The organism is Xanthomonas hyacinthi (genome assembly GCF_009769165.1).
Taxonomy (GTDB): Bacteria; Pseudomonadota; Gammaproteobacteria; order Xanthomonadales; family Xanthomonadaceae; genus Xanthomonas_A; species Xanthomonas_A hyacinthi.
On the sequence record NZ_CP043476.1, the window covers coordinates 3,968,993 to 3,995,569 of the forward strand.

General features: G+C 66.8%; 19 protein-coding genes, 1 tRNA gene and 2 pseudogenes. 10 read left to right on the forward strand and 12 right to left on the reverse strand.

Going from position 1 to position 26,577, the window contains the following annotated elements:
• Position 1 precedes the first annotated feature (1 nt).
• From msbA to FZ025_RS17455, 5 genes and pseudogenes are all read left to right on the forward strand, one after another.
• Positions 2-1,738, forward strand: coding sequence for a lipid A export permease/ATP-binding protein MsbA (gene msbA / locus FZ025_RS17430; protein WP_208803829.1), 1,737 nt, complete (start codon positions 2-4; stop codon positions 1,736-1,738).
• A complete protein-coding gene (gene lpxK, locus FZ025_RS17435; RefSeq protein WP_104558004.1) occupies positions 1,738-2,772 on the forward strand; it encodes a tetraacyldisaccharide 4'-kinase in 1,035 nt (344 codons plus the stop codon). The genes msbA and lpxK overlap by 1 nt, the downstream gene beginning before the upstream one ends.
• Before the next feature lie 531 nt (positions 2,773-3,303).
• Complete coding sequence (gene kdsB / locus FZ025_RS17440) at positions 3,304-4,074, forward strand: 3-deoxy-manno-octulosonate cytidylyltransferase (protein ID WP_167523907.1); 771 nt, start codon at positions 3,304-3,306, stop codon at positions 4,072-4,074.
• A 261-nt stretch (positions 4,075-4,335) separates the two neighbouring features.
• A pseudogene (locus FZ025_RS17450) lies at positions 4,336-4,488 on the forward strand (PspC domain-containing protein); the annotation flags it as partial.
• Positions 4,485-4,940: a hypothetical protein gene (locus tag FZ025_RS17455; protein WP_046978005.1), complete on the forward strand. Its 456-nt coding sequence runs from the start codon at positions 4,485-4,487 to the stop codon at positions 4,938-4,940. The pseudogene FZ025_RS17450 and the gene FZ025_RS17455, both read left to right, overlap by 4 nt.
• 3 nt (positions 4,941-4,943) lie before the next feature.
• On the opposite strand, the gene FZ025_RS17460 is transcribed toward FZ025_RS17455, so the two are convergent.
• Positions 4,944-6,155 carry an NAD(P)/FAD-dependent oxidoreductase gene (locus tag FZ025_RS17460; RefSeq protein WP_046978004.1) on the reverse strand — a complete coding sequence of 404 codons (1,212 nt, stop codon included), beginning with the start codon at positions 6,153-6,155 and terminating at the stop codon, positions 4,944-4,946.
• A 181-nt stretch (positions 6,156-6,336) separates the two neighbouring features.
• On the opposite strand from FZ025_RS17460, the gene FZ025_RS17465 reads away from it, so the two are divergent.
• The 3 genes from FZ025_RS17465 (at position 6,337) to FZ025_RS17475 (ending at position 10,759) form a co-directional block, all read left to right on the forward strand.
• Complete coding sequence (locus FZ025_RS17465; protein WP_046978003.1) at positions 6,337-6,552, forward strand: hypothetical protein; 216 nt, start codon at positions 6,337-6,339, stop codon at positions 6,550-6,552.
• Between the two features lie 75 nt (positions 6,553-6,627).
• The gene (locus FZ025_RS17470; RefSeq protein WP_046978002.1) at positions 6,628-8,256 is read left to right on the forward strand and encodes a hybrid sensor histidine kinase/response regulator; all 1,629 of its coding nucleotides are present in this window, start codon (positions 6,628-6,630) and stop codon (positions 8,254-8,256) included.
• A gap of 127 nt (positions 8,257-8,383) precedes the next feature.
• Positions 8,384-10,759 carry a Tex family protein gene (locus FZ025_RS17475; RefSeq protein ID WP_046978001.1) on the forward strand — a complete coding sequence of 792 codons (2,376 nt, stop codon included), beginning with the start codon at positions 8,384-8,386 and terminating at the stop codon, positions 10,757-10,759.
• Between the two features lie 60 nt (positions 10,760-10,819).
• Here FZ025_RS17475 and FZ025_RS17480 read toward each other — a convergent pair whose 3' ends face one another.
• Both FZ025_RS17480 and FZ025_RS17485 read right to left on the reverse strand, forming a co-directional pair.
• Complete coding sequence (locus FZ025_RS17480; RefSeq protein WP_244292396.1) at positions 10,820-14,536, reverse strand: PAS domain-containing protein; 3,717 nt, start codon at positions 14,534-14,536, stop codon at positions 10,820-10,822.
• A 244-nt stretch (positions 14,537-14,780) separates the two neighbouring features.
• Complete coding sequence (locus FZ025_RS17485; protein WP_046977999.1) at positions 14,781-15,161, reverse strand: response regulator; 381 nt, start codon at positions 15,159-15,161, stop codon at positions 14,781-14,783.
• Positions 15,162-15,495: 334 nt separating this feature from the next.
• Here FZ025_RS17485 and FZ025_RS17490 point away from each other — a divergent pair.
• Positions 15,496-15,580, forward strand: a tRNA-Leu gene (locus tag FZ025_RS17490).
• A gap of 385 nt (positions 15,581-15,965) precedes the next feature.
• Positions 15,966-16,154 (forward strand): annotated as a pseudogene (locus FZ025_RS22950) (IS30 family transposase); the annotation flags it as partial.
• Here FZ025_RS22950 and FZ025_RS17495 read toward each other — a convergent pair.
• The 9 genes from FZ025_RS17495 to FZ025_RS17535 form a co-directional block, all read right to left on the reverse strand.
• Positions 16,144-17,139, reverse strand: coding sequence for a quinone oxidoreductase family protein (locus tag FZ025_RS17495; RefSeq protein WP_046977998.1), 996 nt, complete (start codon positions 17,137-17,139; stop codon positions 16,144-16,146). The pseudogene FZ025_RS22950 and the gene FZ025_RS17495 sit on opposite strands and share 11 nt — an antisense overlap.
• Before the next feature lie 652 nt (positions 17,140-17,791).
• Complete coding sequence (locus FZ025_RS17500; protein WP_104558010.1) at positions 17,792-18,790, reverse strand: substrate-binding domain-containing protein; 999 nt, start codon at positions 18,788-18,790, stop codon at positions 17,792-17,794.
• 102 nt (positions 18,791-18,892) lie between these two features.
• Positions 18,893-19,462, reverse strand: coding sequence for an NADPH-dependent FMN reductase (locus FZ025_RS17505; protein ID WP_046977997.1), 570 nt, complete (start codon positions 19,460-19,462; stop codon positions 18,893-18,895).
• A 143-nt stretch (positions 19,463-19,605) separates the two neighbouring features.
• Complete coding sequence (locus FZ025_RS17510; RefSeq protein ID WP_046977996.1) at positions 19,606-20,649, reverse strand: SMP-30/gluconolactonase/LRE family protein; 1,044 nt, start codon at positions 20,647-20,649, stop codon at positions 19,606-19,608.
• Positions 20,646-21,575 (reverse strand): 3,5-dioxohexanoate:acetyl-CoA acetone transferase, encoded by a 930-nt coding sequence (kce, locus tag FZ025_RS17515; RefSeq protein WP_046977995.1) that lies wholly within the window; start codon positions 21,573-21,575, stop codon positions 20,646-20,648. The genes FZ025_RS17510 and kce overlap by 4 nt, the downstream gene beginning before the upstream one ends.
• Entirely contained in the window at positions 21,572-22,636 is a 1,065-nt protein-coding gene (locus FZ025_RS17520) for a LysR family transcriptional regulator (RefSeq protein ID WP_053057151.1), read from the reverse strand. Before FZ025_RS17520 ends, kce begins: the two co-directional genes overlap by 4 nt.
• 16 nt (positions 22,637-22,652) lie before the next feature.
• Positions 22,653-23,774 (reverse strand): FAD-dependent monooxygenase, encoded by a 1,122-nt coding sequence (locus FZ025_RS17525; RefSeq protein WP_046977994.1) that lies wholly within the window; start codon positions 23,772-23,774, stop codon positions 22,653-22,655.
• Positions 23,775-23,926: 152 nt separating this feature from the next.
• On the reverse strand, positions 23,927-25,093 hold the full coding sequence (locus tag FZ025_RS17530) for an alpha/beta hydrolase family protein (protein ID WP_046977993.1): 1,167 nt from the start codon (positions 25,091-25,093) through the stop codon (positions 23,927-23,929).
• 424 nt (positions 25,094-25,517) lie between these two features.
• A complete protein-coding gene (locus FZ025_RS17535) occupies positions 25,518-26,573 on the reverse strand; it encodes an enoyl-CoA hydratase/isomerase family protein (RefSeq protein WP_046977992.1) in 1,056 nt (351 codons plus the stop codon).
• Positions 26,574-26,577 lie beyond the last annotated feature (4 nt).

The following is a 26,577-nucleotide window of genomic DNA, read 5'->3' on the forward strand; positions in this document are numbered from 1 at the left end:
AATGGCACCGGTCTGGCCGATCTACCGTCGGCTACTCGGATATACCCGCGCCTATTGGGTGATGCTGGCGGCCGCGCTGGTGGCGATGGTGGTGGAAGCCACCGCCGGCTATTTCTTCACCCGGCTGATGGATCCGCTGGTCAACCGCGGCTTCGTCAATCCCGAGGCGCGCATGGCGGTGCTGCTGCCGCTGGCGATCCTGGGCCTGTTCCTGATGCGCAGCGTCGCCACCTTCGTCGGCGACTACTGCATGGCGCGCACCGGGCGCAGCGTGGTGCGCGACCTGCGCGAGCAGGTGCTGGCCAAGTACCTGCACCTGCCGTCCTCGCATTTCGACGTCGAGGCCACGCCGGTGATGGTCAGCCGGCTGAACTTCGATACCGAGCAGGTCACCCAGGCCGCCGCCGATGCGTTGAAGACGCTGGTGGCCGACACCCTGACCATCATCGGCATGCTGGTGGTGATGCTGCAGATGAGCGTCAAGGTGACCCTGGCGCTGCTGGTGGTGGCGCCGCTGATCGGGGTCATCGTGTCCTACGTCGGCAAGCGCTACCGCAAGATCAGCCGCGGCATCCAGGACGGCATGGGCTCGATGGCGCAGCGCGCCGAGCAGTCGCTGGGGGCGCAGCAGGAAGTGAAGGTGCACGGCACCCAGGCCGTGGAGATCAGCCACTACGCGGCGCTGGCCAACCGCATGCTGGGCCTGAACATGAAGGTCGAGACCACCCGCGCGCTGGCCTCGAGCATGGTCCAGTTCCTGGCCGCGGTGGCGCTGGCGGCGATCGTCTGGGTCTCCACCCGCGAAGCGCTGGCCGGGCGCCTGAACCCGGGCCAGTTCATCGCGTTGATGACCTCGATGATGGCGATCATCCCGTCGCTGCGCCGGCTGACCAGCGTGCAGACCTCGATCTCGCGCGGCGTGGCCGCGGCCGAACGTCTCTTCTCGATCCTGGACACGCCGGAGGAGCGCGACAGCGGCAGCGTAGCGGTGCAGCGCGTGCGCGGCGAACTGGCGTTCGACCAGGTGATGCTGCGCTACCGCCAGGACAGCGGCCTGGCGCTGGACGACATCAGCTTCAGCGCCGGGCCGGGCACGGTCACCGCCATCGTCGGCCGCTCCGGCAGCGGCAAGACCAGCCTGGTGCGGCTGGTGCCGCGCTTCTACGAACCCAGCGGCGGCCGCATCACCCTGGACGGGGTGCCGCTGCACGACTACCGCCTGCACGACCTGCGCCGGCAGATCGCCCTGGTCGGGCAGCGGGTGATGCTGTTCGACGACACCATCGCCGCCAACATCGCCTACGGCACGCAGGCCAGCGATGCGCAGATCCGCGCCGCGGCCGAGGCGGCCAACGCCTGGGAGTTCATCGAGCGCCTGCCGCTGCAACTGCGCACGCCGGTCGGCGAGAACGGCGCGCTGCTGTCCGGCGGCCAGCGCCAGCGCCTGGCCATTGCCCGCGCGATCCTGCGCGATGCGCCGATCCTGATCCTGGACGAAGCCACCGCCGCGCTGGACAACGAATCCGAGCGCCTGGTGCAGGACGCGCTGCAGCGGCTGATGCCCGAGCGCACCACCCTGGTCATCGCGCACCGCCTGTCCACCATCGAACATGCCGACCAGGTGCTGGTCATGGACCACGGCCGCATCGTCGAGCGCGGCACCCACCACGCGCTGCTCGCCCAGGGCGGTCTGTACGCCCACCTGCACAGCATGCAGTTCCGCGAAAGGCAGCCCTGATGAGCGCTCGCGGGCCACACACGCCTGGCTACTGGTATGGCCAGGGCACGCCGCCGCTGTACGCGCAGCTGCTGACCCCACTGTATGCGGCGGCGATCGGCCTGCGCCGCGCGCTGTACCGGCGCGGCTGGCGCAAGCGCTACAGCATTGCGGTGCCGGTGGTGGTGGTCGGCAACCTCACCGCCGGCGGCACCGGCAAGACCCCGCTGACCATCGCCCTGGTGCGCCAGTTGCAGGACGCCGGCTGGACGCCGGGCGTGGCCACCCGCGGCTACGGCCGTAGCCAGGACCAGGTCGCGCGCTGGATCGAGCCCGGCACCACGCCGGAGCTGGGCGGCGACGAGCCGGTGCTGATCGCGCACAAGACCGGCGCGCCGGTGCGGGTGGACCGCGACCGCGTCGCCGCCGCGCGCGCGCTGCTGCAGGCCGGCTGCGACATCGTGGTCTGCGACGACGGCCTGCAGCACTACCGGCTGCAGCGCGACATCGAGATCGAAGTGGTCGATGGCCATCACCGCTACGGCAACGGCCGCCTGCTGCCGGCCGGGCCGCTGCGCGAGCCGGTGGCGCGCGGCCGCGAATGCGATTTCCGGGTCGTCAATCTGGGCCAGGCCAGCGATGCCGGCGAGGTCCAGGCCGGGTTCGGCGAGTGGGCGATGCGCCCGCGCATCGACAGCGCGCAGCCCTTGCAGGGCGGGCGTACGCGCGCCCTGCGCAGCTTCGCCGGGCAGCGCGTGCACGCCGTCGCCGGCATCGCCCATCCGCAGCGCTTCTTCGACATGCTGCGCGCGCACGGCATCGGCGTGGTCCCGCACGCGTTTCCCGACCATCATCGCTACCGCGCCGCCGACCTGTCGTTCGGCAGCGAACTGCCGGTGCTGATGACCGAGAAGGATGCGGTCAAGTGCGCGACGCTGGTCGACGACTGGTGCTTCAGCGTGCCGCTGCTGGCCGAGTTGCCGGCCGCATTCTGGATCGGCCTGCTCGACCGGCTGGACAAGCTGCGCGGGCGCAGCGGCGACGCTGCCGGATAGCGGCGGCTGGCTGCGCCGCGCTCGTGTGGCGGTACGGGCCGGGCATCGGGCGGGTGGGGCCTTCGCAACGGGCTGCATCTGTGGCCTTGCGGCGAATCGGCATTTGTCTGCCGCTACGAAAGCTACGAATCATGTGGGAGCGAGACCCCGCGCTGGCTGGAGTGCCTGGGTCGAAAAGACCCTCGCCTGGCGACAGCCCGGCGTTGTGCGCGGCGCTGCTCCCATCATTAGCGACCTGATGGAGTCGTCGCTGACGGTGTAGAGGTGGTTCGCCCACGGGCGCGCGCGTGCGAAGGTTCATCGGCCGGGTCTGTAGAATGGCGGGGAAGGCGCCGCGCACGCGCTGGCAGAGCGGCCGTCACGATGCGCTGCATTGGAAGGCAGCAGCGCCAGCAGGCGGCCGAGTCCACGGCGAGTACGCGCTTCCTCAATCGATAACGGAGCAACATCATTCATGTTTGGATTGCGTGAGTTCCAGTCTTCCGCTGCCGCTGCCGGCGCGAGCCGCGCATGAGCGGCGAACGTACCGCCATGCCGCCGCCCTTCGTGGTCGCCATCCCGGCGCGCTACGCCGCCTCGCGCCTGCCCGGCAAGCCGCTGCGCACGCTCGGCGGCGAGCCATTGGTCCGGCACGTGGCGCGCCGCGCGCTCGGCGCCGGGGCGCAGCAGGTCTGGGTGGCCGCGGACGATCCGCGCATCGCCGCGGCGGTGGCCGACCTGGACGGCGTGCACGTGGCGCTGACCTCGGCGGCGCACGCCTCCGGCACCGATCGCCTGGCCGAATGCGCCGACATCGCCGGCTGGGACGACGCCACCCTGGTGGTCAATCTGCAGGGCGACGAGCCATTCGCGCCGGCCGCCGGGATCGTCGCGGTGGCGCAGGCGCTGGCCGACAGCGGCGCGGAGATGGCGACGCTGGGCACGCCGGTGGAATCGGCCGAGAGCCTGTTCGACCCGAACGTGGTCAAGCTGGTGCGCAGCGCGCAGGGCGATGCGCTGTATTTCAGCCGCGCGCCGATCCCGTGGCACCGCGACGCGTTCGCCGCCTCGCGCGAACGGCTGCCGCCGGGTCCGTGGCTGCGCCACATCGGCATCTACGCCTACCGCGCCGGGTTCCTGCGCCGTTTCGCGGCGATGCCGCCGGGGCGGCTGGAACAAGTGGAGGCGCTGGAGCAGCTGCGGGTGCTGGAAGCCGGTTTCCGTATCGCGGTGGCGCTGTCGCCGGCGCCATTCCCGCCCGGGGTGGACACGCCCGAGGACCTGGCCCGGGCCAAGGCGCACCTGCAGGGCCTAGATGTTTGATCCCAGGTTTTGATGGTGCAATCTTTGCCCCTGAATGAAAGGAAGCACCATGGGCCAGGTTCTTTACGGGAGCGCCACGACGACAGAGCTGGCCCCGTTGATGGCGCGAGTGCGGCCGGCGCGTGTTGTAGAAGTTGATGTGGCGGCCGCTGCCCTCACGGGCGGCGCTCACGCTCGTGTCGGCGTGCAGGTAGACCTGCGCGGACTCGATCGAGCGCCACACCCGTTCGATGAACGCGTGGTCGCAACACCACCAAGAAAGCCGGGCGGTTCATCGGCATCGCGCACCGCTTCGGCTGGAGCGCGACCCTGTTGCGCGTGGTCCACGTGGTCGGCTCGATCGCCTCGGCCGCCTTCCCCGGCATCCTGGTCTACCTGTTCCTGTGGCCGCTGATCCCCAGCGAAGCCGATTGACGCGGCCGCCAGTGGCGAGGCTGCGCCTGGCCGGTTTCGCGCTGGGCGCGCTATGGACCTCGCCCAATACGCTGCTCGGGCTGATCGCCGGACTCGCCGGCATGCCCTTCGGCGCGCGCGTGCGGATCAGCCGGCGCGAGCTGGCGCTGGTGTTCGAACGCTTCCCGTGGGGGCCGCGTGGTGCGTTGACGCTCGGCAACGTGATCCTGGTCAGTGCCGAGGACCTGGACGTGGCCTGTGCCACCTACGAGCACGCCGCCGGCCGCTGCCGGCACCCGAACGTGCGCCTGGGCGACCACGAGCGTGCCCACGTGCTGCAATATCTGTTGCTCGGCCCCTTGTTCCTGCCGCTGTACTTCGCCTGCGGCGGGGTCGGCGTGCGCAACCCGTTGGAGCGCGCCGCCGACCGCTATGCCTTGCACGGCCACGGCTGGTGGCCGTGGCGGCGCTGACGCTCAGTCCAGCCGCGCGAAACCGAACAATCGCTTGAGCGGATGCGCGCGGCGCTCGATCTGCGCGCGCAGCAGGCCGGCGCCGAGCATGCTGTAGGTGATGCCGTTGCCGCCGTAGGCCATCGCGAACTGCATGCGCGGCCCGTGCTGCGGGTGCGGGCCGAAGAACGGCAGGCCGTCGGCGGTCTCGGCGAAGGTGCCGCCCCAGGCGAAGGTCGGTTGCAATTCCAGGCCCGGCAGCGCCTTGGCGATCTTGCGGCACAGCGTGCGCGCCTTGCCGTCCACGCGCGCATCGCGGCGGGCGGGAATGTCCACGCTGTCGTCCTCGCCGCCGGCGACGATGCGGCCGTTGCCGGTGCTGCGCAGGTATAGATAGGGACGCGCGCTTTCCCACACCATGGTGTCCTGCAGCGCGCCGAGCTGGGCATCGTCCAGCGGATCGCTGACGAAGGCGTAGCTGCTGCGGTTCCTGGCCACGCGCTGGTCCAGCCAGCCCTGGCTGGCATAGCCGGCCGCCATCACCACATGGCCGGCGCGCACCTGCACGCCTTGCTCGGTGCGCAGGCTGGCGCCGCGGCCGTTCACCTGGATGTCGGTGATGCGGGTGCGGTCGTAGACGCCGGCGCCGCGCTTGTGCGCGCGCCCGAGCAGGCGGTAGGTCAGGCGATACGGATCCACCCGCGCGGCCTGGTGGCTGAGGATCGCGCCATGCGCCTCGACCCCGTACGCGGTGCGCAGCGCCTGCGCATCCAGCCATTCCACATCCAGCCCATGGCGCGCGCGCAACTGCAGTTCCTGCTGCAGCACGCGCACGTGGCGACGGCGGCTGGCGTAGTACAGGCTGTCGTTCCAGCCGAAATCGACGTCGCGCAGCGGCCGCACCAGCGCACGCAACTGCTCCAGCGCCTGCGCGCAGGCGCCGTAGGCGAGGGCGGCGGCGTCTTCGCCATAGCGCTTGGCCAGGTCGAGCATGTGCGTGTCGATCTCGTATTGCAGCAGCGCGGTACTGGCCGCGGTGCTGCCCCAGCCGATGTCGCGTTGCTCCAGCACCGCCACGTCGTGGCCATGCGCGACCAGTTCGTCGGCGATCAAGGCCGCGGTGATGCCGCCGCCGACGATCGCCACGTCGCAGCGCAGGTCGCCGCGCAATTGCGGAAAGCTCTGCATCAGGCCGTTGCGCACCGACCAGAAGGGGTAGCCGCTCTTGAGATCCATGCCTGTTCGCTGCGATGAGGAGTGCGCGACTAATGCCTAGTTTCAGTTAAGCCGGCGTGAGGCCGAGATAAGTCATTTGCTGGCAAACAGCCGCGATTAACCTGCGTGCAGACATCCCTCACGACGCGCTGTGTAGGCTGCGCGCCAGTTCCACGAATTCCCAGCAGAGGAAGCATCCATCATGTCGGTCGTTCTGTATATCGGTGGCAGCAAGGATGGCGAGAAGGGCGTGATGCCCTATGGCTTCAGCAAGTCGATGAAGGAAACCGCCGCAGGGCCGGAAATCTACGTCGAACGCGTGCTGGCGCTGAGCGACCGCCGGGTCCGGATCATGGCGCTGGAATCGCTGCAGGAGGAGATCGTGGTGGAGCGGCTGCACCAGTACTATTCGCGTTGACGCCGGTATGCGGACCCCGGTGTGGCCGCCCGCCTAGCCGGGCCAGCAACGGTTCGCATCGATCTGCCTTCGACCATGCCCGCACCCAACTCCGGTAATTCACCGCGCGTCACCGTCCACGAAAGCACCACCGCCGATCTGTCCGAGCACCGCAGCGATATCTTCTTCGCCGCGGTGGAAACCACGCGCATGCCGATGATCGTCACCGATCCGCGGCAGGCGGACAATCCGATCGTGTTCGTCAACCGCGCGTTCCTGGAGATGACCGGCTACAGCAGCGAAGAGCTGCTCGGCAACAACTGTCGTTTCCTGCAGGGGACGGATACCGATCGCGACACCGTGGACAGCGTGCGCGAGGCGATCGTCGCGCGCAGCGAAGTGGCCGTGGAAATTCTCAACTACCGCAAGGACGGTTCCAGTTTCTGGAACGCGCTGTTCATCTCGCCGGTCTACAACGAGCACGGCGAGGTGGTGTATTTCTTCGGCTCGCAGCTGGACGTCAGCCGCCGCCGCGACACCGAGGACGCATTGCGCCAGGCGCAGAAGATGGAGGCGCTGGGCCAGCTGACCGGCGGTATCGCGCACGACTTCAACAACCTGCTGCAGGTCATGTCCGGCTATCTGGAACTGATCGAGCATGGCCTGGAGCGCGAACCGCTGGACCCGGCGCGGCTGCGCAAGAGCGTGGAGCGCGCGCGCGATGCCGCCGGCCAGGCCGCGCGGCTGACCCAGCAGTTGCTGGCCTTTGCGCGCAAGCAGAAGCTGGAAGGGCGCGTGCTCAACCTCAACGCGCTGGTCGCCGGCATGAGCGACGTGGCCGAGCGCACGCTGGGCGACGGCATCGCGTTCTCGCTGGACCTGGCCGCCGACCTGCGCAACTGCCGGATCGATCCGACCCAGGCCGAGGTGGCGCTGCTGAACATCCTGATCAACGCGCGCGATGCGATGGCCGAGCAGCCTGCGCGGCGCCTGGTGATCCAGACCCGCAACGTCTCCATCCGCGCCGACGAGCCCACCACCTACGACAATCTGCTGACCGGCCACTACGTCTGCGTGTCGGTCACCGACAACGGCAGCGGCATGCCGCCGGAGGTGCTGGCGCGGGTGCTGGATCCGTTCTTCACCACCAAGGAGGAGGGCAAGGGCACCGGCCTGGGCCTGTCGATGGTGTACGGCTTCGCCAAGCAATCCGGCGGCGCGGTGCGGCTGTATTCGGAACAGGGCCGTGGCACCACGGTGCGGCTGTACTTCCCGATCGACGACAACGTCGAGAACGTGGCGCCGCGCGACTCGCGCGCGCGCCGCGCGTCCGACCGGCAGGGCGACGAGACGATCCTGATCGTGGAGGATCGGCCGGACATCGCCGAACTGGCGCGGCTGTTCCTGGAGGACCAGGGCTACGCCACCCACGTCGTGCACAACGCACGCGAAGCGCTGCAACTGCTCGACAACGGACTGCAGGTGGACCTGCTGTATTCGGACCTGATCATGCCCGGCGGACTCAACGGGGTGATGCTGGCGCGTGAGGCGCGGCGGCGCCGGCCCAGGATCAAGGTGCTGTTGACCACCGGCTATGCCGAGACCTCGCTCGAGCGTACCGACGCCGGCGGTGCCGAGTTCGACGTGCTGTCCAAGCCCTATAACCGCCAGGAGCTGATCCGCAAGGTGCGGACCGTGCTGGATGGCCCCACCGGGGTGAGCTGATGCCGCCGGGGCGACCGGTGGCGTGAGCCGACGCCGACAGGTCGGCGCGCGCCTGTCAACGGGTTCCCCGATGGCCCCGGCACTGCGAAAATGGCGGTTTTCCGCAAGGCGGCTCCGGCCGGACGCAATGCACGACACTCAGCTCGCCCAGCAGATCGCCAACACCATCGCCGCCGAGATCGGCGCGCAGCCGGCGCAGGCCCGCGCCGCCATCGCCCTGCTCGACGGAGGCGCCAGCGTGCCGTTCATCGCGCGCTACCGCAAGGAAGTCACTGGCGGCCTCGACGATACCCAGCTGCGCAACCTGGAAACCCGCCTGACCTATCTGCGCGAGCTGGAAGACCGCCGCGCCGCGGTGCTGGCCAGCATCGACGAGCAGGGCAAGCTCAGCGCCGAATTGCGCGCGGAGATCGTCGCCGCCGATACCAAGTCGCGGCTGGAAGATCTGTACCTGCCGTACAAGCCCAAGCGCCGCACGCGTGCGCAGATCGCGCGCGAGGCCGGCCTGGAGCCGCTGGCCGACGCGCTGCTGGCCGATCCGTCGCTGACGCCGGACAGTTTCGCCGCCGGCTTCGTCGATGCCGACAAGGGCGTGGCCGACGTCAAGGCGGCGCTGGAAGGCGCGCGTGCGATCCTGATGGAGCGCTGGGGCGAAGACGCGGCGCTGGTCGGCGAATTGCGCGGCTGGCTCGGCGACGTCGGTGTGATCCGCGCGCGCGTGGCCGAGGGCAAGGAGCAGGAAGGCGCCAAGTACCGCGATTACTTCGACCACGCCGAAGCGCTGGCCAAGATTCCCTCGCACCGGCTGCTGGCGCTGTTCCGCGCGCGCCGCGAGGAAATCGTCTATCTGGAGCTGGACCCGGGCAGCGACCCGGAGGCCGGCCATCAGTACGCCGAAGGCCGCGTCGCGCTGCGCGCCGGCATCGCCAACCAGGGCCGCCCCGGCGACCGCTGGTTGCTCGACGCGTGCCGCCTGACCTGGCGCGCCAAGCTGCACATGCACCTGCTGCTGGACTTGTTCAACCAGGCGCGCGAGAAGGCCGAAGCCGAGGCGATCGCGGTGTTCGGCGACAACCTGCAGGACTTGATGCTGGCCGCGCCGGCCGGCGCGCGGGTGACCCTGGGCCTGGACCCGGGCATCCGTACCGGCTGCAAGATCGCCGTGGTCGATGCCACCGGCAAGCTGCTGGCCACCGACACCATCTATCCGCACGAGCCGCGCAGGCAGTGGGACCAGTCGCTGCACACGCTGCGGCAGCTGTGCACGCAGCATGGCGTGGAACTGATCGCGATCGGCAACGGCACCGCCAGCCGCGAGACCGACAAGCTCGCCGCCGACCTGATCAAGCACAATCCGCAGCTGAAGCTGGACAAGATCGTGGTCAGCGAGGCCGGCGCGTCGGTGTATTCGGCGTCCGAATTCGCGGCCAAGGAGTTCCCGCAGCTGGACGTGTCGCTGCGCGGCGCAGTGTCGATCGCGCGGCGCCTGCAGGATCCGCTGGCGGAGCTGGTCAAGATCGAGCCGAAGGCGATCGGCGTGGGCCAGTACCAGCACGACGTGGACCAGTACCGCCTGGCGCGGGCGCTGGATGCACGGGTGGAGGACTGCGTCAACGCGGTCGGCGTCCACGTCAACACCGCCTCGGCGGCGCTGCTGTCGCGCGTGTCCGGGCTGTCGGCCAGCGTGGCCGAGAACATCGTCCGCCATCGCGACGACAACGGTCCGTTCAAGCGCCGCAAGGACCTGCTGAAGGTGCCGCGGCTGGGCGACAAGACCTTCGAGCAATGCGCCGGCTTCCTGCGCATCGCCGACGGCGATGAGCCGCTGGATGCCTCGTCGGTGCACCCGGAAGCGTATCCGGTGGTGGAGCGCATCGTCGGCGCCACCGGCAAGCCGATCAAGGCGCTGATCGGCGACGGCGGGTTCCTGCGCGCGCTCAAGCCGGAGCAGTTCACCGACCAGACGTTCGGCGTGCCGACCGTGCGCGACATCCTCAAGGAACTGGAGAAGCCGGGCCGCGATCCGCGCCCGCAGTTCAAGGCCGCGCGCTTCGCCGACGGCGTGGAAGACATCAAGGACCTCAAGCCGGGCATGGTGCTGGAAGGGGTGGTCAGCAACGTCGCCGCGTTCGGCGCCTTCGTCGACATCGGCGTGCACCAGGACGGGCTGGTGCACATCTCGGCGTTGTCCGACAGCTACGTCAAGGATCCGCGCGACGTGGTCAAGGCCGGCGACATCGTCAAGGTCAAGGTGCTGGAAGTGGACGTGGCGCGCAAGCGCATCGCGCTGACCCGGCGCCTGGACGACGCGCCGGCTGCGGCGTCGGCGCGTGCCGGCGAGCGCGATGGCGGTGCGCGTCCGGCGCAAGGTGCGCCGCGCCGCGAACGCGATGCGCGTGGCGACAATGGCAACGGCGGTGGCAATGGCAAGCCCCGTACGCCGACGGCGCCGCCGCTGAACAGCGCCCTGGCCGACGCGTTCGCCCGCGCCAAGCGCAGCTGAGTCAGGGCGTGCCGCCGGCCTGGCCGCGGCACGCATCTCGCCCCGCGGCGCCGCGCCGGCTCAGGCCGGTTCGGCGGCGGCGTTCGGGTCCGGTTCGGCGGCGATCTGCGGCTGGGTCAGCGAGGCGGCCAATGCGATCAGCTTGGTCGGGTCCACCGGCTTGCCCAGGTGCGCGTTGAAGCCGGCCTCCAGCGCCAGCGAGCGATCCTCGCCGCGCACGTACGCGGTCAGCGCGATCGCCGGGATGCGGCTGACCGCGCCGGTGCCGCGCGCGCGCACGCTGCGGATCAGGCTGTGCCCGTCGCGGCGCGGCATGCCCACGTCGCTGACCAGCAGGTCGTAGGGACGCTCGCGCAGCAGGGATTCGGCATCGTCGGCGGAGACCGCCGCCTCGGCCACCGCGCCGGCTTCCTGCAGGAAACGCTGGGTGACCCCGCGCGAGTCCATGTCGTCGTCGACGACCAGCACGCGCACGCCGTTCAGGCGGATCCCGCCGCGCTGCAGCGCGGCGGCGGCGATCGCCGCGCCATCGCTGCGCCGCGCCGGATCGATGCCCTGCAGATCGTTGCGCGGCAGCAGCAGGATGAAGGTGGCGCCCAGGCCGATGCCGTCGCTGCTGACCGACAGCTGGCCGTGATGCATTTCCGCCAGTTGCTTGGCGATCGCCAGGCCCAGACCGAGTCCGCCGGCGCTGCGCGTGCTGCTGGCGTCGGCCTGGCGGAACCGGTCGAACACGTGCGGCAGGAACGCCGGATCGATGCCGACGCCGCTGTCGCTGACGCTGATCCGCAGATGGGTGCTGCTGCTGTCGAGGGTCACCGTGACCTTGCCTGCGCTGGGAGTGAACTTGATCGCATTGCCGATCAGGTTGGTCAGCACCTGCTGCAGGCGCACCGCATCGCCGAGATAGGGCAGGGCGGGGCTGTCGCCGCAAGGGACCAGCACGATGTCGATGCCTCTGCTCTCGGCGCCGGGCCGCGCCGCATCGATCGCCTCGCCGGCCAGCGCGCACAGATCCAGCTTGGCGACGTTCAGGCGCACCTTGCCGGACAGGATCGCGCTCATGTCCAGCAGGTCGTCGATGATCTGCGCCTGCGCATGGGCGCTGCGCTCGATCACCTCCAGGCCCTTGACCAGGTCCTTCTCGCGCACCGCATCGCCCTGCATCAGCCGCGACCAGCCCAGGATCGCGTTGAGCGGTGTGCGCAGTTCGTGGCTCAGCGTGGCCAGGAATTCGTCCTTCATGCGGCTGGCGCGCTCGGCCTCGCCGCGCGCGCTCTGCTCGGCGGCGAGCAACTGCTGCAGGCGCTGGTCGGTTTCGCGGCGTTCGATGATGATGCCGGCCAGGTGCGAGGCCGAGCGCGCCAGCTCCTGCTCGTGCACGGTCGGGTAGTGCACGAACGGGTAGTACAGCGCGACCACGCCCAGCACCTGGCCGTCGCTGGCCAGGATCGGCGTGGAGCAGCAGGCCACGATGTCCGCTTCGGTGGCTGCAACCAGGTACTCCTGCCAGTTGGGGTCCACCCGCACGTCGCTGCACAGCACCTGCCGGCGCAGGAACGCGGCGCGGCCGCAGCAGCAGCTGCGTTCGCCGATCGGCAGGCGCTGCGCGATCTTGCGGAACATGGCGGGCATGCTCGGCGCGGCGCCTTCCAGCAGGCACTGGCGGTGTTCGTCGACCAGCATGATGGTGCAGCGCAGGCCCACGTCGCTCTGCGCCTCGATGCCGCGCGCGATCGATTCGAGCACCGCGCTCAACGGCTTGCCGGTGGTGATCATCTCCAGCGCCGCGCGTTCGGCGGCGGTGGCGTTCTCGATGCGCTTGCGCTCGGCGATATCCAGCAGCGAGCCGATGAAGCCGAGGAACTGGCCCGACGCGCTGAAGCGCGGCGAGGCGGTGTCCACGCACCAGCGGTGCTCGCCGTCGTGGCGGCGCAGCCGGTATTCGATGGTGAACGCGCGCCGATCGACGGCGGCGCGGGCCAGCGTGCGGTCGACCGCGGCGGCGTCGTCGGGGTGGATGTTCTTCATCCAGCCCGACCCCATCGCCTCCAGTTCGGTCTGTCCGGTGAACAGGTACCACTGGCGGCTGACGTATTCGCAATCGCCGTCGGCGTTGGCCATCCAGATCAGCACCGGCGCGTTGTCGCACAGGTTGCGGAAGCGCAGTTCGCTTTCCTGCAGCCGCTGTTCGACCACACGGCGATCGTGGATGTCGGTGTTGGTGCCGATCCAGCGCACGATGCGGCCGTCGCCATCGCGGATCGGACGCGCGCGGCCCAGATGCCAGCGATAGCTGCCATCGTGGCGCCGCAACGGATACTCGATCTCGTAGGGCTGGCCGCTGCGCACGGCGTGCGGCCAGGCCTGCATGGCCCGCGCCAGGCCGTCTTCGGTATGCACCTTGCGCCAGTTGTCGTAGCAGGATTCGCCGACCGGCAGGCCGGTGTACTCGTACCAGCGCCGGTTGAAGTAATCGACCTCGCCGTCGGGGGTGGCGGTGAACACGATCTGCGGCATCGCATCGGCCAGCTCGCGCAGGCGCGCCTCGCTGCGCGCCAGGTCCGATTGCGCGCTGGCGCGCTCCATCGATTCCCAGCAGCGCGCCGCCACCAGCCGCACCAGTTCGATTTCCGCCGAGGTCCACACCCGCGGCTGCAACTGGTGCACGCCGACCGCGGCGACCAGGCGGCCGGCCTTGTGCAGCGGCGCGCTCAGCACCGCGCGCGCGCCCATGCGCCGGTAGCCGGGGTCGTCGAAGCGCATCGGCGGCGCGTGCGCCTCGGTGTCCTGCACCACCCACGGCCGGTTTTCGCGCATGCACTGCAGCAGGTCGCTGCCGAAATCGCTGAAGCGGAAGCGGCCGGTCACGTGCACGGTGCGGTCGACGTAATCGGCGCGTATCTCGAACGCGTCCTCGTCGGCATCGACGATCGCATACGCGCAGCGGTTCGCATGCAGGTGCCGGCCGAGCAGGGCGGCGCCGGTCTCGCAGATGGCCTCGGCGCTGTCCAGATTCTGCAGCGCGTCCTCGAGCATCAGCAGAAAGCTGTCGTGGGCCTGCGCGCGGGTCTGTTCGGTGCGGTCGATGCCGTGCACCAGCACGCCGGTGACCTTGCCTTCGGTATCGCGCATCGGCTGGTACACGCATTCCAGCGTGGTCTCGGAGACCGCCTCGTGCGGCCTGCGGCGCAGGTTGAAGGTCATCGAGTCGCCGGTGAAGGGCAGGCCGCTGGTGCGCACGTTGTCGAGCAGGCGGATGAAGCCCTGCTGCTGGATCTCCGGGATCGCCTCGGCCAACGGCTTGCCGACCACCTCGCGCGGCCCGACCAGTTGCTGGTAGCGCCGATTGACGCTTTCGACCACATAGTCCGGTCCGCGCAGGATCGCCAGCGCCGCCGGCGACTGCTCGAAGGCGTCGGCCATCTGCGTGCGCTGCGCGTCCAGCGCCCGCAGCAGCACGTCGCGCTCGCGTTCAAGCTTGATCTGCGCCGTGTCTTCGGTGCACACGCACAGCACGCCGCCGATGCCACCGTGGTCGTCGAAGATCGGGCTGTAGGAAAACGTGAAATACACCTCTTCGCTGTAGCCGTTGCGCATCATCACGAACGGCACGTGCTCGTTCCAGGTCGACTCGCCGGTCGCCAGCACCTGCTCGGCCTGCGCGCCGACCGCCGGCCACACCTCGGGCCACACCTCGGCCACCGCACGCCCGAACGCGAAGGGGTGGCGCATCCCCAATATCGGGATGTAGGCGTCGTTGTAGAAATTGATCATCCGCGGGCCCCAGCGGATCACCATCGGGAAGCGCGAACTCAGGCACAGCGACAGCGCCGAGCGCAGACTCTGCGGCCATTCCTGGATCGGCCCCAGCGCGTGGCCGGACCAGTCGGTGGCGCGCAGCAGCTCTCCCGTGGCGCTGTTGGCGGGCAGCCAGACAGGAGGGGGCGAGCAGTCGTGAGCGTTGATGGCGATGTCCCTCGAATCGATCCCTGCGGGACAGGCTCCCGACTCGGGATTGTCAAGGTCGAACGGTCATCTTGGCGTGAGCATCGCCCAGCGCCTTGATCAGCTGTTCCGACAGATAGGGCTTGGTCAACACCACGCCGGCAGCGAAGCCGGGGGGGAGCGACTCGGCGGCGACACCGGTGGCCAGTACATACGGGATCGCATGCTCGGTGAGGGTGCGCGCGACCGGCTCGCTGGTCTCGCCGGCGGCAAGGCGGAAATCGAGCACCGCCCGGTCCGGCCGTTCCTGCTCGATCAGTGCAAGCGCCTGCCGCACCGATTCGGCAGGGCCGATCACCTCGGCGCCGGCTTGGGCAAGCTGCAGCTCCAGCAGCGTGGCGTTCATTTCGTCGTTTTCGACCACCAGGATACGCAGCCCCCGCAATGCCGACATCGCTTGCTCGTTAAGGTTTGGGAACGGAAAGTATAGCGGCAGCCACGACAGCCCTGGTTGGATCGCGATCCCGGCGAAGATGAAGGGTTTACCCCTATCGCATGGCCTTGCAGTCGGCTATACTTCGCGGCCGCGCCGAAGTGGCGGAATCGGTAGACGCAGCGGACATCAAGAAAGATGCTTGTCTACCATGCCACAAGTTTTTTGCGACGCGCCGAAAGAGAAGCAAGTTCAGTAGGCTGCAGAGATTAGGAGTTTAAGCCGCCAGAGTTCGTAAATCGCGCTAGGTGCGGTGTAGCTGCAGAAAGCGACGGCTGGAATCGGCGGCAAATGTGCGGGTGTGGTGGAATTGGTAGACGCGCTGGATTCAAAATCCAGTTCCGAGAGGAGTGCCGGTTCGACCCCGGCCACCCGCACCACCTTCTTCATAATGGCTTTTCAGCGACCGCAAGCGCAGTGCGCCGGGAGCTGGCGCGCTCTTCGCCTGTAACCATCGGGCATTGAGCCCGCCGCCTGCGCGCTCGCGGTCTTCGACACCGTGCCGGCGTCCCGAGAATGCTCATCAATCGCCGTAACCACCATCTCTTCTAGCCGCTGTTTTATCGGGTCGCGACGACTGTGCTCGCGACTTCGGAGATCGCCTGGTCGATCCGCCACCTCTTCCGCGCGCGGCGCGAAGTCTGAATCCGCCCCGTCAAATGAAGAAGCTCCCCGCTTCGATGCGGACCAGTGTGACATACGGCCGTGGGACCGAAATGACGCGCTTGTGCAGAGCTGATGGAGCGGCTGAATAGTGACCTGTGATTCGCCGATCCGCACGCGCCATGGCAGCGCGGCAGCAACGAAAATACCCGCGGCCTGCTTCGCCAATTCCTTCCCAAGGGTGCAGGCCTGTCAACCGTCAGCCAGGAATACCTCAATCACATCGGCATACTGATGAAGACCCATCCGCGTCAAGTGAGTCCTTACGCGAGGCGATATATCAGGGCTTGAGGATGATCTTCCCGGTCGAGGTACGGGACTCGATCAGTCGGTGGGCTTCCGCAGCCTGCTCCAATGGAAGGGTCTGGCTAATCTTGATCGAGACGGCCCCGGACGTCACCCACTCGATCAACCTCTTGATCTGCGCTTCGCAGAAGGCGGCGTCCTGCATGTAGCCGGGAAGATAGCATCCAAGGATTCCGGTATTGGGTGCGACGCCTGGGACAAGGCCCAGCACGATCGTAGCATCGATCGGCATCGGTTCGCCGGAAGCCTGACCGTAGAGGATGAGCCGCCCACCTGGCGCCAGCAGCTTCATCGAATCTACAAACGCGGACCCGCCTCGCATGTGAAGCACGAGATCGAAACCCCGACCGCCCACGGTGTCGCGCGCGGCATCGACCCATTGAGGCGCGGTATAGTCGACCACATCGGTAAAACCCCGTTCTCGCGCCTCGGCGAATTTGCCGGGGGTGCTGACGCCGCCGACAATATCAGCAGCGCCGAAGATACGGGCGATCTGGCTGGCGATGCCGCCCAATCCTCCAGCCGCACCGTCAATGAACACTGACTGTCCACTAGAAAGTCGTCCCACGTGATCGAGCATGACGAGCGCGGTCATGCCCTGAAGGAGGAGTGCGGCGGCGATTTCCGGAAGCAGGTCTGACGGCACGGGCATGGCCGCATCGGCCGACACCAGAGCATATTCGGCATAACCGCCATGGTCCATGAGAGCGACCAAGGTATCGCCCTCTGCCCAACGGTCGACGCCGTCGCCCACCGCCATGACCACGCCAGCGATTTCCGCTCCAAGGATAAATGGGCAAGGTGTCGGTACGGGATAGGGCTTGCCGCTGCGGCGCACCACGTCGGCATAGTTCACGCCGCAAGCGCCGACTTTGACGAGGAGGTGGCCCGGTTTGATCGTCGGGATGTCACGCTCTACCACGCGCAGCACGTCGGGCTTGCCTGTGTGCGCCATCTCGACCGCTCTCATGCCATGCTTCCAAATTTGATGGTGATAAAGGCGACGCTTCTCTCGAACATCCGCGCATGGCCAAAGCATGAGCACACGTATTCGTTAGAATGCCGCTATACGGTACCGAGTAGCCGCGACGCGAGCGAGCCGGGGGATTTCTCGAATTTTTGGTTACTTGACGCATACGCATCACCGGCAGGGTACCGCTGCCTTGACGATCAATAAAATCACAAATAATTATATCAGCCATCATTGTGGCTGATGGATTTTGGGATGATCGGCATAATTGACGGCCCGTGCCGTGGGTTGTGGTTGCGGAATAAGAGCGGTGCGCGGGTTCGGGCGGTGATGCCAGTGCGGGCTTAGTTCGGGGCGCGCGCGCTTCGCCCATGCCCCGAGGATTCGGAATGCCTAGGGCCTGTGAACGCTATTGGGCTAGGCCACGTTGCCGTGTCCGGCGCTCAGGTGGTCGTGCGTAGCGCCGTGGCAGGCTGGGCGACTGTCCAACCGCGCGCGGTCGCCTGGGCGCCGGCAACTCGACGGGCGCGCTTGGGCGTACACGCGACGGCGTCATCGCGCGGTCGCTTATCGACATAAGCTCCCTCGCGCTTCCTTGCCGCGTACGCGCCGAAGCACGGCGTGGCCTATAGCCCGATAGCGTTCACAGGCCCTAATAGTTGTGTTCCCTATAATTCTCCTTGGTGAATTCAAGCGGACTGCCGCTGACGATCTCGCTGTTGCCACCAATTTCGTACCGGCCTGGCCATTTGCCCTGGGTAATCTCGAAGCTGTCGCCGGTTTCGCCCTTGATTTTTCCTTCAGAAAGATATTTGGCGGCATAGTAAGTGACATAGCCGAGCTTGATCGGATCCCAGAGATACACGGCCTGGACAGTGCCACTGAGCATGTATGGGGCGGTGATGCCCGGAACGCAGGTTCCCACGAGCTTGATGGCTCCCTTGCCTTTGCCGACCGATTCAAGGCCGCGCGCGACTGCCGGCAGGCCAGGGCAGGTCGGCGCATAGATGCCGTCGAGGTCCGGATATTTGTTGGTCAGCGCCACCGCTGCATCGAATGCCTTCTGATCGACGTCCTCGCCATAGACCTCGTCAACGATTTCGATGCCGCTGTGGTCAGACTTCTTCAGCTCGTCGCGAAACGCGGCAACCCACGCGGTCTGGGTTGCCGAGGTTGGGGTTGATGAGACGATCGCGATCTTTCCCCTGTTGCCGAGTTCCTCCGCCAGGCGCTTGGCACCGAATCTGCCAAGCGCATCGGCGGTCGCGACGTTGACGAGGAAGAGCCGGGCATCCGGGGCGGAATCCGTGTCGAACGTAATAACTTTAGTCCCAGCCAGGGTCGCGCGGCGAATGGCGGATGCGGCAGCAGCAGGATCGCGCGGCGCCACGGCGATAACAGCCGTGCCGCGATCCACGAGGCGATTGAAGATCGCAATCTGCGCCTGCGCGTCCGCTTGAGGCGGGCCGTAATCCCGCACCGTTCCGCCGGTTTCCCTGGCTGCAATTTCGGCGCCCGATACAATCGCGTTGTAATAGGGATTTGCCGTCGACTTGGTGACCATCGGCAGTTCGAATTCATTGGCCCGCGACTGCTCCGAACCAAAGGCCAACAACGCTGCTAGGAAACATACTCCAATTTCGTTGCGCATCTACGGTCCCCACGGTTCAGCTTGGAATTTCAATTGACACGTTCTCGATTCATAACTTTGACGTTCTCGCCGCCGCCGGCTGTGAACCCGAAAGCGCATCGTTCAGTCGGACCGTAACGACTTGAGTGCCGCGGCCCATTTGTGGAGTTCGTCAAGCATCAAGGTGGCGCCGCTGCGCATCTCATCATTCGGAGTGAAGACCTGGTCATCTCCGATGAACTTCGAAAAGAACGGCGCCGGCACGACCTGGGGCAAGGCATGAACGTTTACATTGCCCAGGAGCTGCCGGAGCACCTGTGCTGCGCGCAGGCCTCCGGAGACGCCGCCATAGCTCATGACACCGGCAGGCTTGTAGCTCCATTCGCGGAGCAGCACCTGAACGGCGTTCACGAGCGACGCCGGTGGGAAGTTGTCATATTCCGGCGTGACGAACACAAAAGCGTCGGCGGTGTTGACGCTGGCGCTCCACTTTTTCGTGGGCTCGTTCACATACTGGCGCAACGACGGATGCGCGGCCTCATCGAGAAGCGGGAGGGCGAACTCAGCCAGGTCGACCAGGTCGACATCGAAGCGCCCATGCTCGATAGCCGCCCGTTCGAGCCACTTCGCCACGACCGGACCCGCGCGACCCGGGCGAGTCGAGCCTAGGATGATGTTGAGCTTCAGCCCCATGGTTATCTCCGATGATCTCCGCGACGCCTGGCGACAGTCCGGGTGAGTTTCGTTGTCCGGCGCCGATGATCCGTCCCATCGGCGCAAGGTGGTGCCGCGCCTCGGTCAAGGCGCGGACGTTATGATCCGGCTACATAATCCGGCTACGGTTGCCAATGGATCATGGGCAACCCCGCGACTGGCGACTGGAAAAGCGCAATCCGGCTTCCCTTCAGGCTGCCGAGATAGGCTGTTTTCAGATCGGGACCGCCGAAGGTGACGCTCGCGAGCCACGGCGCGATCTTGCCTCCACACTGTGCCAGGATGTCGAAGGAGACGCTGCGCCCGGTGGCGAACTCCGCCTCGAAGCGATCCGTGGCCTGCGCGTTGCCATCATCCATCAGCTCCAGCAGGTCGCCCTCGGGCGTCAACGCGATCAGCCGATCGGCCAAGAACATGGTGCCCCAGAGATTGCCATAGCTGTCGAAGGTGATGCCATCGATCAGACCGCGGCCGAGATCGGAGGGCCCGAATATTTCCCGGTCGATCAGCGATCCATCGGGAAGCACGCGCAGCCGCGAGATCCGCTTGCCGGTGGTTTCGGCGACGTAAAGCCATTCCTCCCGGGCGTCGAGCCGCACTTCGTTGGTGAAGGCGAAGCCGTCGGCGACGACACGCGCACCCCGCTCATCGACCAGCACGATGTATCCGTCCGTCAGGCCGGTTCGGATCGCCTCGCTCCACGGGTTGAGCCGCGTCGAGATGGTGATCCAGAGTCGGTTGCGGCTGTCACGCAGGACGAAGTTGACCTTGCCGAGTGGCGTGCCATCGAGTTCGGCGAGCAGCACTTCTGTGGCGCCGTCGGGGGACATTTTCTCGAGCCGGTCGGTTCCGAAATTGGCGATGAGGAAGCTGCCGTTCGCCGCGAGCGCCAGTCCATTGGGCAGCGTTCCGGTGAGCAGGCTCGCCGCGGCATCGCTCGACAGGTCGAAATGAGCGTCGGCCTGCTGCGCGATCAGGGACTGCGACCCATCTTGCGCGATCCGCATCACCCCGCCGCGCGCATCTGCCGAGAACAGCGTGCCATCCGGCATGGCGAGAATGCACTCCGGGCGCTGCAAGCCCTCGCCGGTATAGGCGATTGCAGCGGGATCGACTTGCCAGCCCTTGAGGGGATTGGGCCGGGGGGCAGTGCGGATCAGAGTCATGCGTAAATCCTCGTATTGGCCGAGCCCTTCAGCCCCAGCAGTTCACGGGCTTCCTGCGGCGTCGCGATTTCCAGCGACAGCGCCTCGATGACGGTGCGGATGCGGCGCACCTGATCGGCATTCGAGCGCGCGAGCCGTCCGGGTCCGTCCCAGAGTGAATCTTCCATGCCGACCCGGACATTGCCGCCCATCGCTGCCGACATAGTGGCGATCGGCATCTGGTTGCGGCCGGCGCCCAGCACGGACCAGTGATAGTCGCTGCCGAAAAGCCGATCGGCCGTGCGGCGCATCATTACGACATCTTCATAGTGCGGTCCGGCGCCCCCGCGCAGGCCGAATACCGACTGGACGAAGAGCGGCGGTCGCAGCAGGCCGCGCTCGAGGAAATGCGCCACGCTGTAGAGATGGCTGGTGTCGTAGCATTCGAGTTCGAAGCGGGTGCCGGCGTCGGCGCAGGAGCGCAGGACGTATTCGATGTCGCGAAAGCTGTTGCGAAAGACGAGGTCGTCCGAGTTGCGCAGATATGGCTCCTCCCAGTCATGCTCGAAGGACTTGAACCGATTGAGCATCTCGTAAAGGCCGAAGTTCATCGAGCCCATGTTGAGCGAGGCCAGTTCGGGCGCGAAGGTTTTGGCCGGTTGCAGCCTTTCTTCGAGCGTCTGCACCGGGGAACCCCCGGTGGTGATGTTGATGACGACGTCGCTGCGGGCGGCGATCGTGGGCAGGAAACGACGGAAGAGGTCCGGGTCCTGGCTCGGCCGACCGTTGCCCGGGTCGCGTGCGTGAAGATGCACGATCGCCGCGCCGGCTTGCGCCGCGCCGATCGCCGCCTCGGCGATCTCCTCGGGAGTGACCGGTAGATGCTGCGACATCGACGGCGTGTGGATCGCGCCGGTCACGGCGCAGCTGATAATGACTTTGCTCATAGGGGCGTTCCTTTTTGCGCCGTGGCCGCGGCGATGTCGTTCACCAACTCGCGGCGCAGATCAGGTCGAGCCCCCCCCGATGGCTTGCGCGACGGGGTGGGCCTGGGCCGGGCGGCGGTGCTCGGCGTCGCGAGGGGTGGCATTTGCGCGGCCACGCGGAACATCAATTCACGAAGCCAGCGGTGCCCCGGGTCGAGCTCGGACCGGGGATGCCACAGTGCGATTTCATCAAGCTCGGGGACCTGCAACGGTACAGGGACTGCCTTGAGCATCAGGCGCTCGCCGTGCGTCGCATGCAGGCGGAATGGAACGATCGTCACGAGTTCGGTGCCGCTTACCATTGACATGGCGTGTAAGAAGGATGGCGCGAGCGCCGGACTGTGGGGTCGCTCGGCCTGCCGGCGCAGCTCCTGCTCGACGGTGCTGATGACCTTTCCGCCGAAGCGGACATCGACATAGGGTTGCTTGCAGAACGTCGCGTAGTCCACCGGCCGGGCCAGCACCGGATTGTCGATCGCGCCCACCAGAACGAATCGATCCCGAAACAGGATTTGCTCGCAGATCTCGCCGGTCGCATAGGCCTGATCGAAAACGGCCCTCTGCGGCACGGTTACGCAGAGATCCGCCTGGCCCTCGTGCAGGCGCGACAGCAGGTCCGATGTCAGCTCATCCAGCTGGCAGCTGCAATGCGGAGCGATGCGGGCAAATTCCTGCATGAAGGGCACGCCGAACACTTCGGCGCAGAAACCGGACATGATGATCCTGAACGATCGATCGGCAGTTTGCGGGTCGAAGGTCGCGTCGGTGTCGAGCAGACCCCTGATCTGCAGGAGCAGTTCCTTGACCGGACCGGCGAGAGAGCGTCCACGCGCGGTCAGCTCGAGCTGACGGCCCACCTTTTCCAGCAGGGGATCGGTAAAATGATAGCGCAACTTGTGCAGAGCCGCGCTCATGGCGGGCTGTGACACATGCAGGCGCTCCGAGGCGCGCGTGACATTGCGCTCGCTCAGCAGCGCATCGAGCGAGACCAGAAGATTGAGGTCGAGACCTTGGAGATGCATGGTTCGCCTTCCGCCGTCAGATCGGTTCTTGAACCAGCTCGAACGCCTTGGCGGTCAAGCCGACATAATCCGCGCCGGGGGTGCGCTCCATCTCCCAGCGGCAGATCTGGTGCGACCACGTCTGGATATTGTTGATGCGGCCGTAGCGCCGCGCCATGAATCCATCGAACGCCGCGCCGATGGTGGCGGCGCGGCCGAGTTCCTGCCCGATCACGACGCCATCTTCGAGTGCCATGGCGCCGCCTTGACCAAGATGCGCCGTGGTCGCATGCGCGCCGTCGCCAATGATGATGACACGATCCTGGTACCAGGGCGCGGGAAGATCGACGAGTTCGAAGCTGTTCCAGATCACCGGCCGGCCATCGCGCACATAGCGATCCCGGCAATGGCCAATCAGGCCACCGAACACGTTGAGCTTTTCGAACAGGATTTGCGGCAGATCGTCTTCAGGCGGCTTCGTCGTCGATGTGTCGGTCAGGTAAAGATACATCAGGTCCTGACGAAGCGGACAAAACCCGGCCTTGCCGCCTTCGCCGCCGTCGCAAAGCCAGAGGTCGTTCACCTCGGGAAGCCGCGGCATGTAGACCCGCCAGACGGCCTGTCCGCTTTGGACCGAACGGCCTTGCTTGCCGAACAGCAGCTCGCGCACCTGCGAACGAATGCCGTCGGCGGCGATGACGACGTCGTAGCGGCGGTCCGTCCCATCGGAGAAAGCCACCTCCACGCCGGCCGCGTTCTGAGACAGGCTTGCGACCGTGGTGCCGTAGCGCAGACGGGCGCCGCAGTTGCTCGCAGCTTTCGACAGGATGCCGATATAATCCGGGCGGGTGATGCCGATCATCGCCGGGCGATCCGGCCCGGCCGTCTTGACGCCAGGAATATGACGTCGATTGTCGCCTTGAGCATCGGTGAACAGCCAGCCATCGAAGGCCGCGCCTGCAGCGATGCAGGCATCCAGCACGCCGAGCTGGTCCAGCGCGCGCAAGGCGTTGCCCGGCAGGGCGATGCCGATGCCCAGGGTCGCGTCCGTGGAATATTTCTCGACAAGATCGACTTCACATCCGGACTGGCATGCACTTATAGCGGCCGACATTCCTGCAATGCCGCCGCCAACAACCAAAACTCGAACTCTAGACATCGTTTTCTCCCAGTTGTTTTGACTTTTTTTCTTTCAGCCTATTGACGCACCCTCCTGCGATCAAATAAGCGAGTAGCGACGCCGGCCAGCGATGCCACTTATGGCTGGCAGCCTGGCGCAGATCGTTGCAGGGTCGCATCGTCGGCGGTCCATCACGCATGCGCGCGAAGCTCAGCGAAGGTTTCGGCCACCCAATCGGTGATGAATTCCTGCGCCGGCGCCTGGTTGTCGGCGCTCACATGTTCGATGCCGCCGTCCTCGGCGGTGAAGATCCGCAACTCGCGCTTCGGGCTGTTGATCGCCTGCGCGTAGCTGAGGTGGGCCGCCTCGAGCGGGATCTGGCGATCGTTGACGCCGTGGGTGACGAGGTAGGGGACGGTGATGTGCTCGACCACGCCGTCGAGGGTCATGCTCGGCGCCCAGGCCATGAAGCTGTCGATGTCGGGTTTCCCAAAGACCCATGTGACGTGCTCCCAATAGTGGGGAACCGGGTTCTCGCCCTCGTTCTGAAGCCGCCGCTTCTGTAGCTCGCCCCAGAAATGATTGGCGCCCCAGGACACGCAGAGCTTCAGGCGTTTTTCGAAGGCCGCCGCGCGTGGCGCGTAGTAGCCGCCGAGCGACCAGCCGATGATGCCGATGGCATCTGGATCGACGTCGTCCCTGCCTTGGAGATAGTCGACGGCGGCGCTCGCCCAGCGTTCGCTGTCGTGGATGCCGTGCAGTCCGCGAAGGCGCAGCGCTTCTCCCACGCCGGGATGATCGATCATCAGGGTCGAGATGCCACGGTGTTCGAACTGCCGGGCGATACCCGTCAAGTAAAGCATCTCTTTGACGCTATCGAGGCCGTTGGTGTGGATCATGCAGGGCGCGGCGCGGCCATCAAGGCCCGCAGCGCGTACGAACAAGCCAGGGTAGCTCGTCCCTTCATAGGCGATTTCGACCCGCTCGACATTGCGCCGGCCGAGATGCGCCGATCGCGTCATGGCGTCCAGCATCTTGGCGTAGGCTTCGTCGCGGCCCGGTGCGCCGTGGCGCTGCATGCGCTCGGCCGTCATGTAATAGGCGCAGGCGCGTGCGTATTTGTCGCTGGCGCTCAGATGCCGACCAAGCGTTTCGTCCGCTTTGGCCTGGCTGACCAGCCGATCGGCAAGGCCGCCCCAGGATTCCAGGAATGCCGCCGTCCCGGCATCGGCGCCTTGGAGCGCGGCTTCGCGCACCGGCTTGTTGGCCTCGTCGACCTCGCCGATCTGCGCGCCCATGGACAGGGCGAGGTTGACCGAGAGATTCCAGACATAATTTCCAGGGAAAGGTTCATACATGCGTCAACTCCTGTGGACGGACTGGTGAGACAAGGACCAACGGAAGGACGTCCGCGGGCGAGCGATGCCGATTGCGAATGGGTCGGATGGAGAGGCCCATCGGCAGCGACTGCGTCGGCAGCGCGGACGCGCGGACGCGCTTATCGTGTGCAACAGCTCCATGTCTCATGCGTCTCTCCCAACCCGCTCTTCCGGCGTGTATGCATGGTGGCAACGAAGGCGCAGGCTTACGCCTGGCGCCGCAGTTTAACCGTACGCATGTACGGTAAATGCGGCAAGGTCAGGATCGCGGCCCGCCTGCTGCTCTAAATGGGGGCGGCGCTTGTGACCGTTTTGCCGGCGTTTTATGACGGGCCGACCGTCGGAGGCGCGGCACTTGGGTCCCGCCGCTTCCCCTCCCGGTCGAGCCGTGGTGGCTGCTGGATCATCGGCCGAGTTCCACGGGCGTCCATTCCTCGGAAGAGGGCAGGGGTGCGAACAGCGCATCGACCGTCGCGTCCGGTACGCCCTCCGGCGTCGCCGGGTCCCAGTGGGGCGCATTGTCCTTGTCGACCAACAATGCGCGCACGCCTTCGATGAAGTCGTGCTGCCGGCAGATCCGCGAAGCGATGCGGTATTCGCTGCGCATCTCGTCGGCGAAACTCGTCATCGCCGCGCCTTCGGAGATCAGGCGTAGCGAGACCTTGCAGGTGACGTTCGACTTGGCTGCGAGGATGGTACGCTGCTCGCGTGCCCAATCGCTGCTGTCCTGCTCGAGCATCGCGTAAATCGCTTCGAGCTTTTCGGAGACGAACAGACGATCGATCAGTGGCCGCAGGGCGGTTGTCCGCGAGGGCGGCGCCTGCGCTTCGTGGGTCGCGAGTATGGCTTCCAGCTCGAGCGGCCGGGCGATCAGCTCGCGTTTCACGTCCTCGAGCGTGGCGGAATCCAGATAGTGGTCGGCCAAGCCGAGGGCGCGGCAATCGCCGCCATCGAGCCGGGCACCGGTCAGCGCCAGCCACGCGCCGAGACGGCCGGGCAGGCGTGACAGATACCAGCCGCCGCCGACATCTGGAAATAGGCCGATGCCGCTCTCAGGCATGGCAAAACGGGTCGCCTCGGTCGCGACGCGATAGCGGCAGGGCTGTGAGATCCCGACGCCTCCGCCCATCGTGACGCCGTCCATGAATGCGACGGTCGGCTTCGGATAGGTGAACAGCAGGTGGTTGAGGCGATATTCGGTGTGGAAGAATGCGGCCGCCGCCTTGCCGTCTGCCGCACCGCTCTGGGCGAGCTTGCGGACGTCGCCCCCGGCGCAGAAGCCGCGTCCTTCGGCGTGATCGATCACCACCAGATCAATGGCGGTATCGGTGGCCCAGGCCAGCAGGGCCTCCAGCATCGCGGCGCACATCGGAAGATCGAGCGCATGCAGCGCCTTCGGCCGGTTGAGACGGAGTCGACCGACGTGCCCCTCGACGGTGATCAACACCGGTGCGGTCATGCCA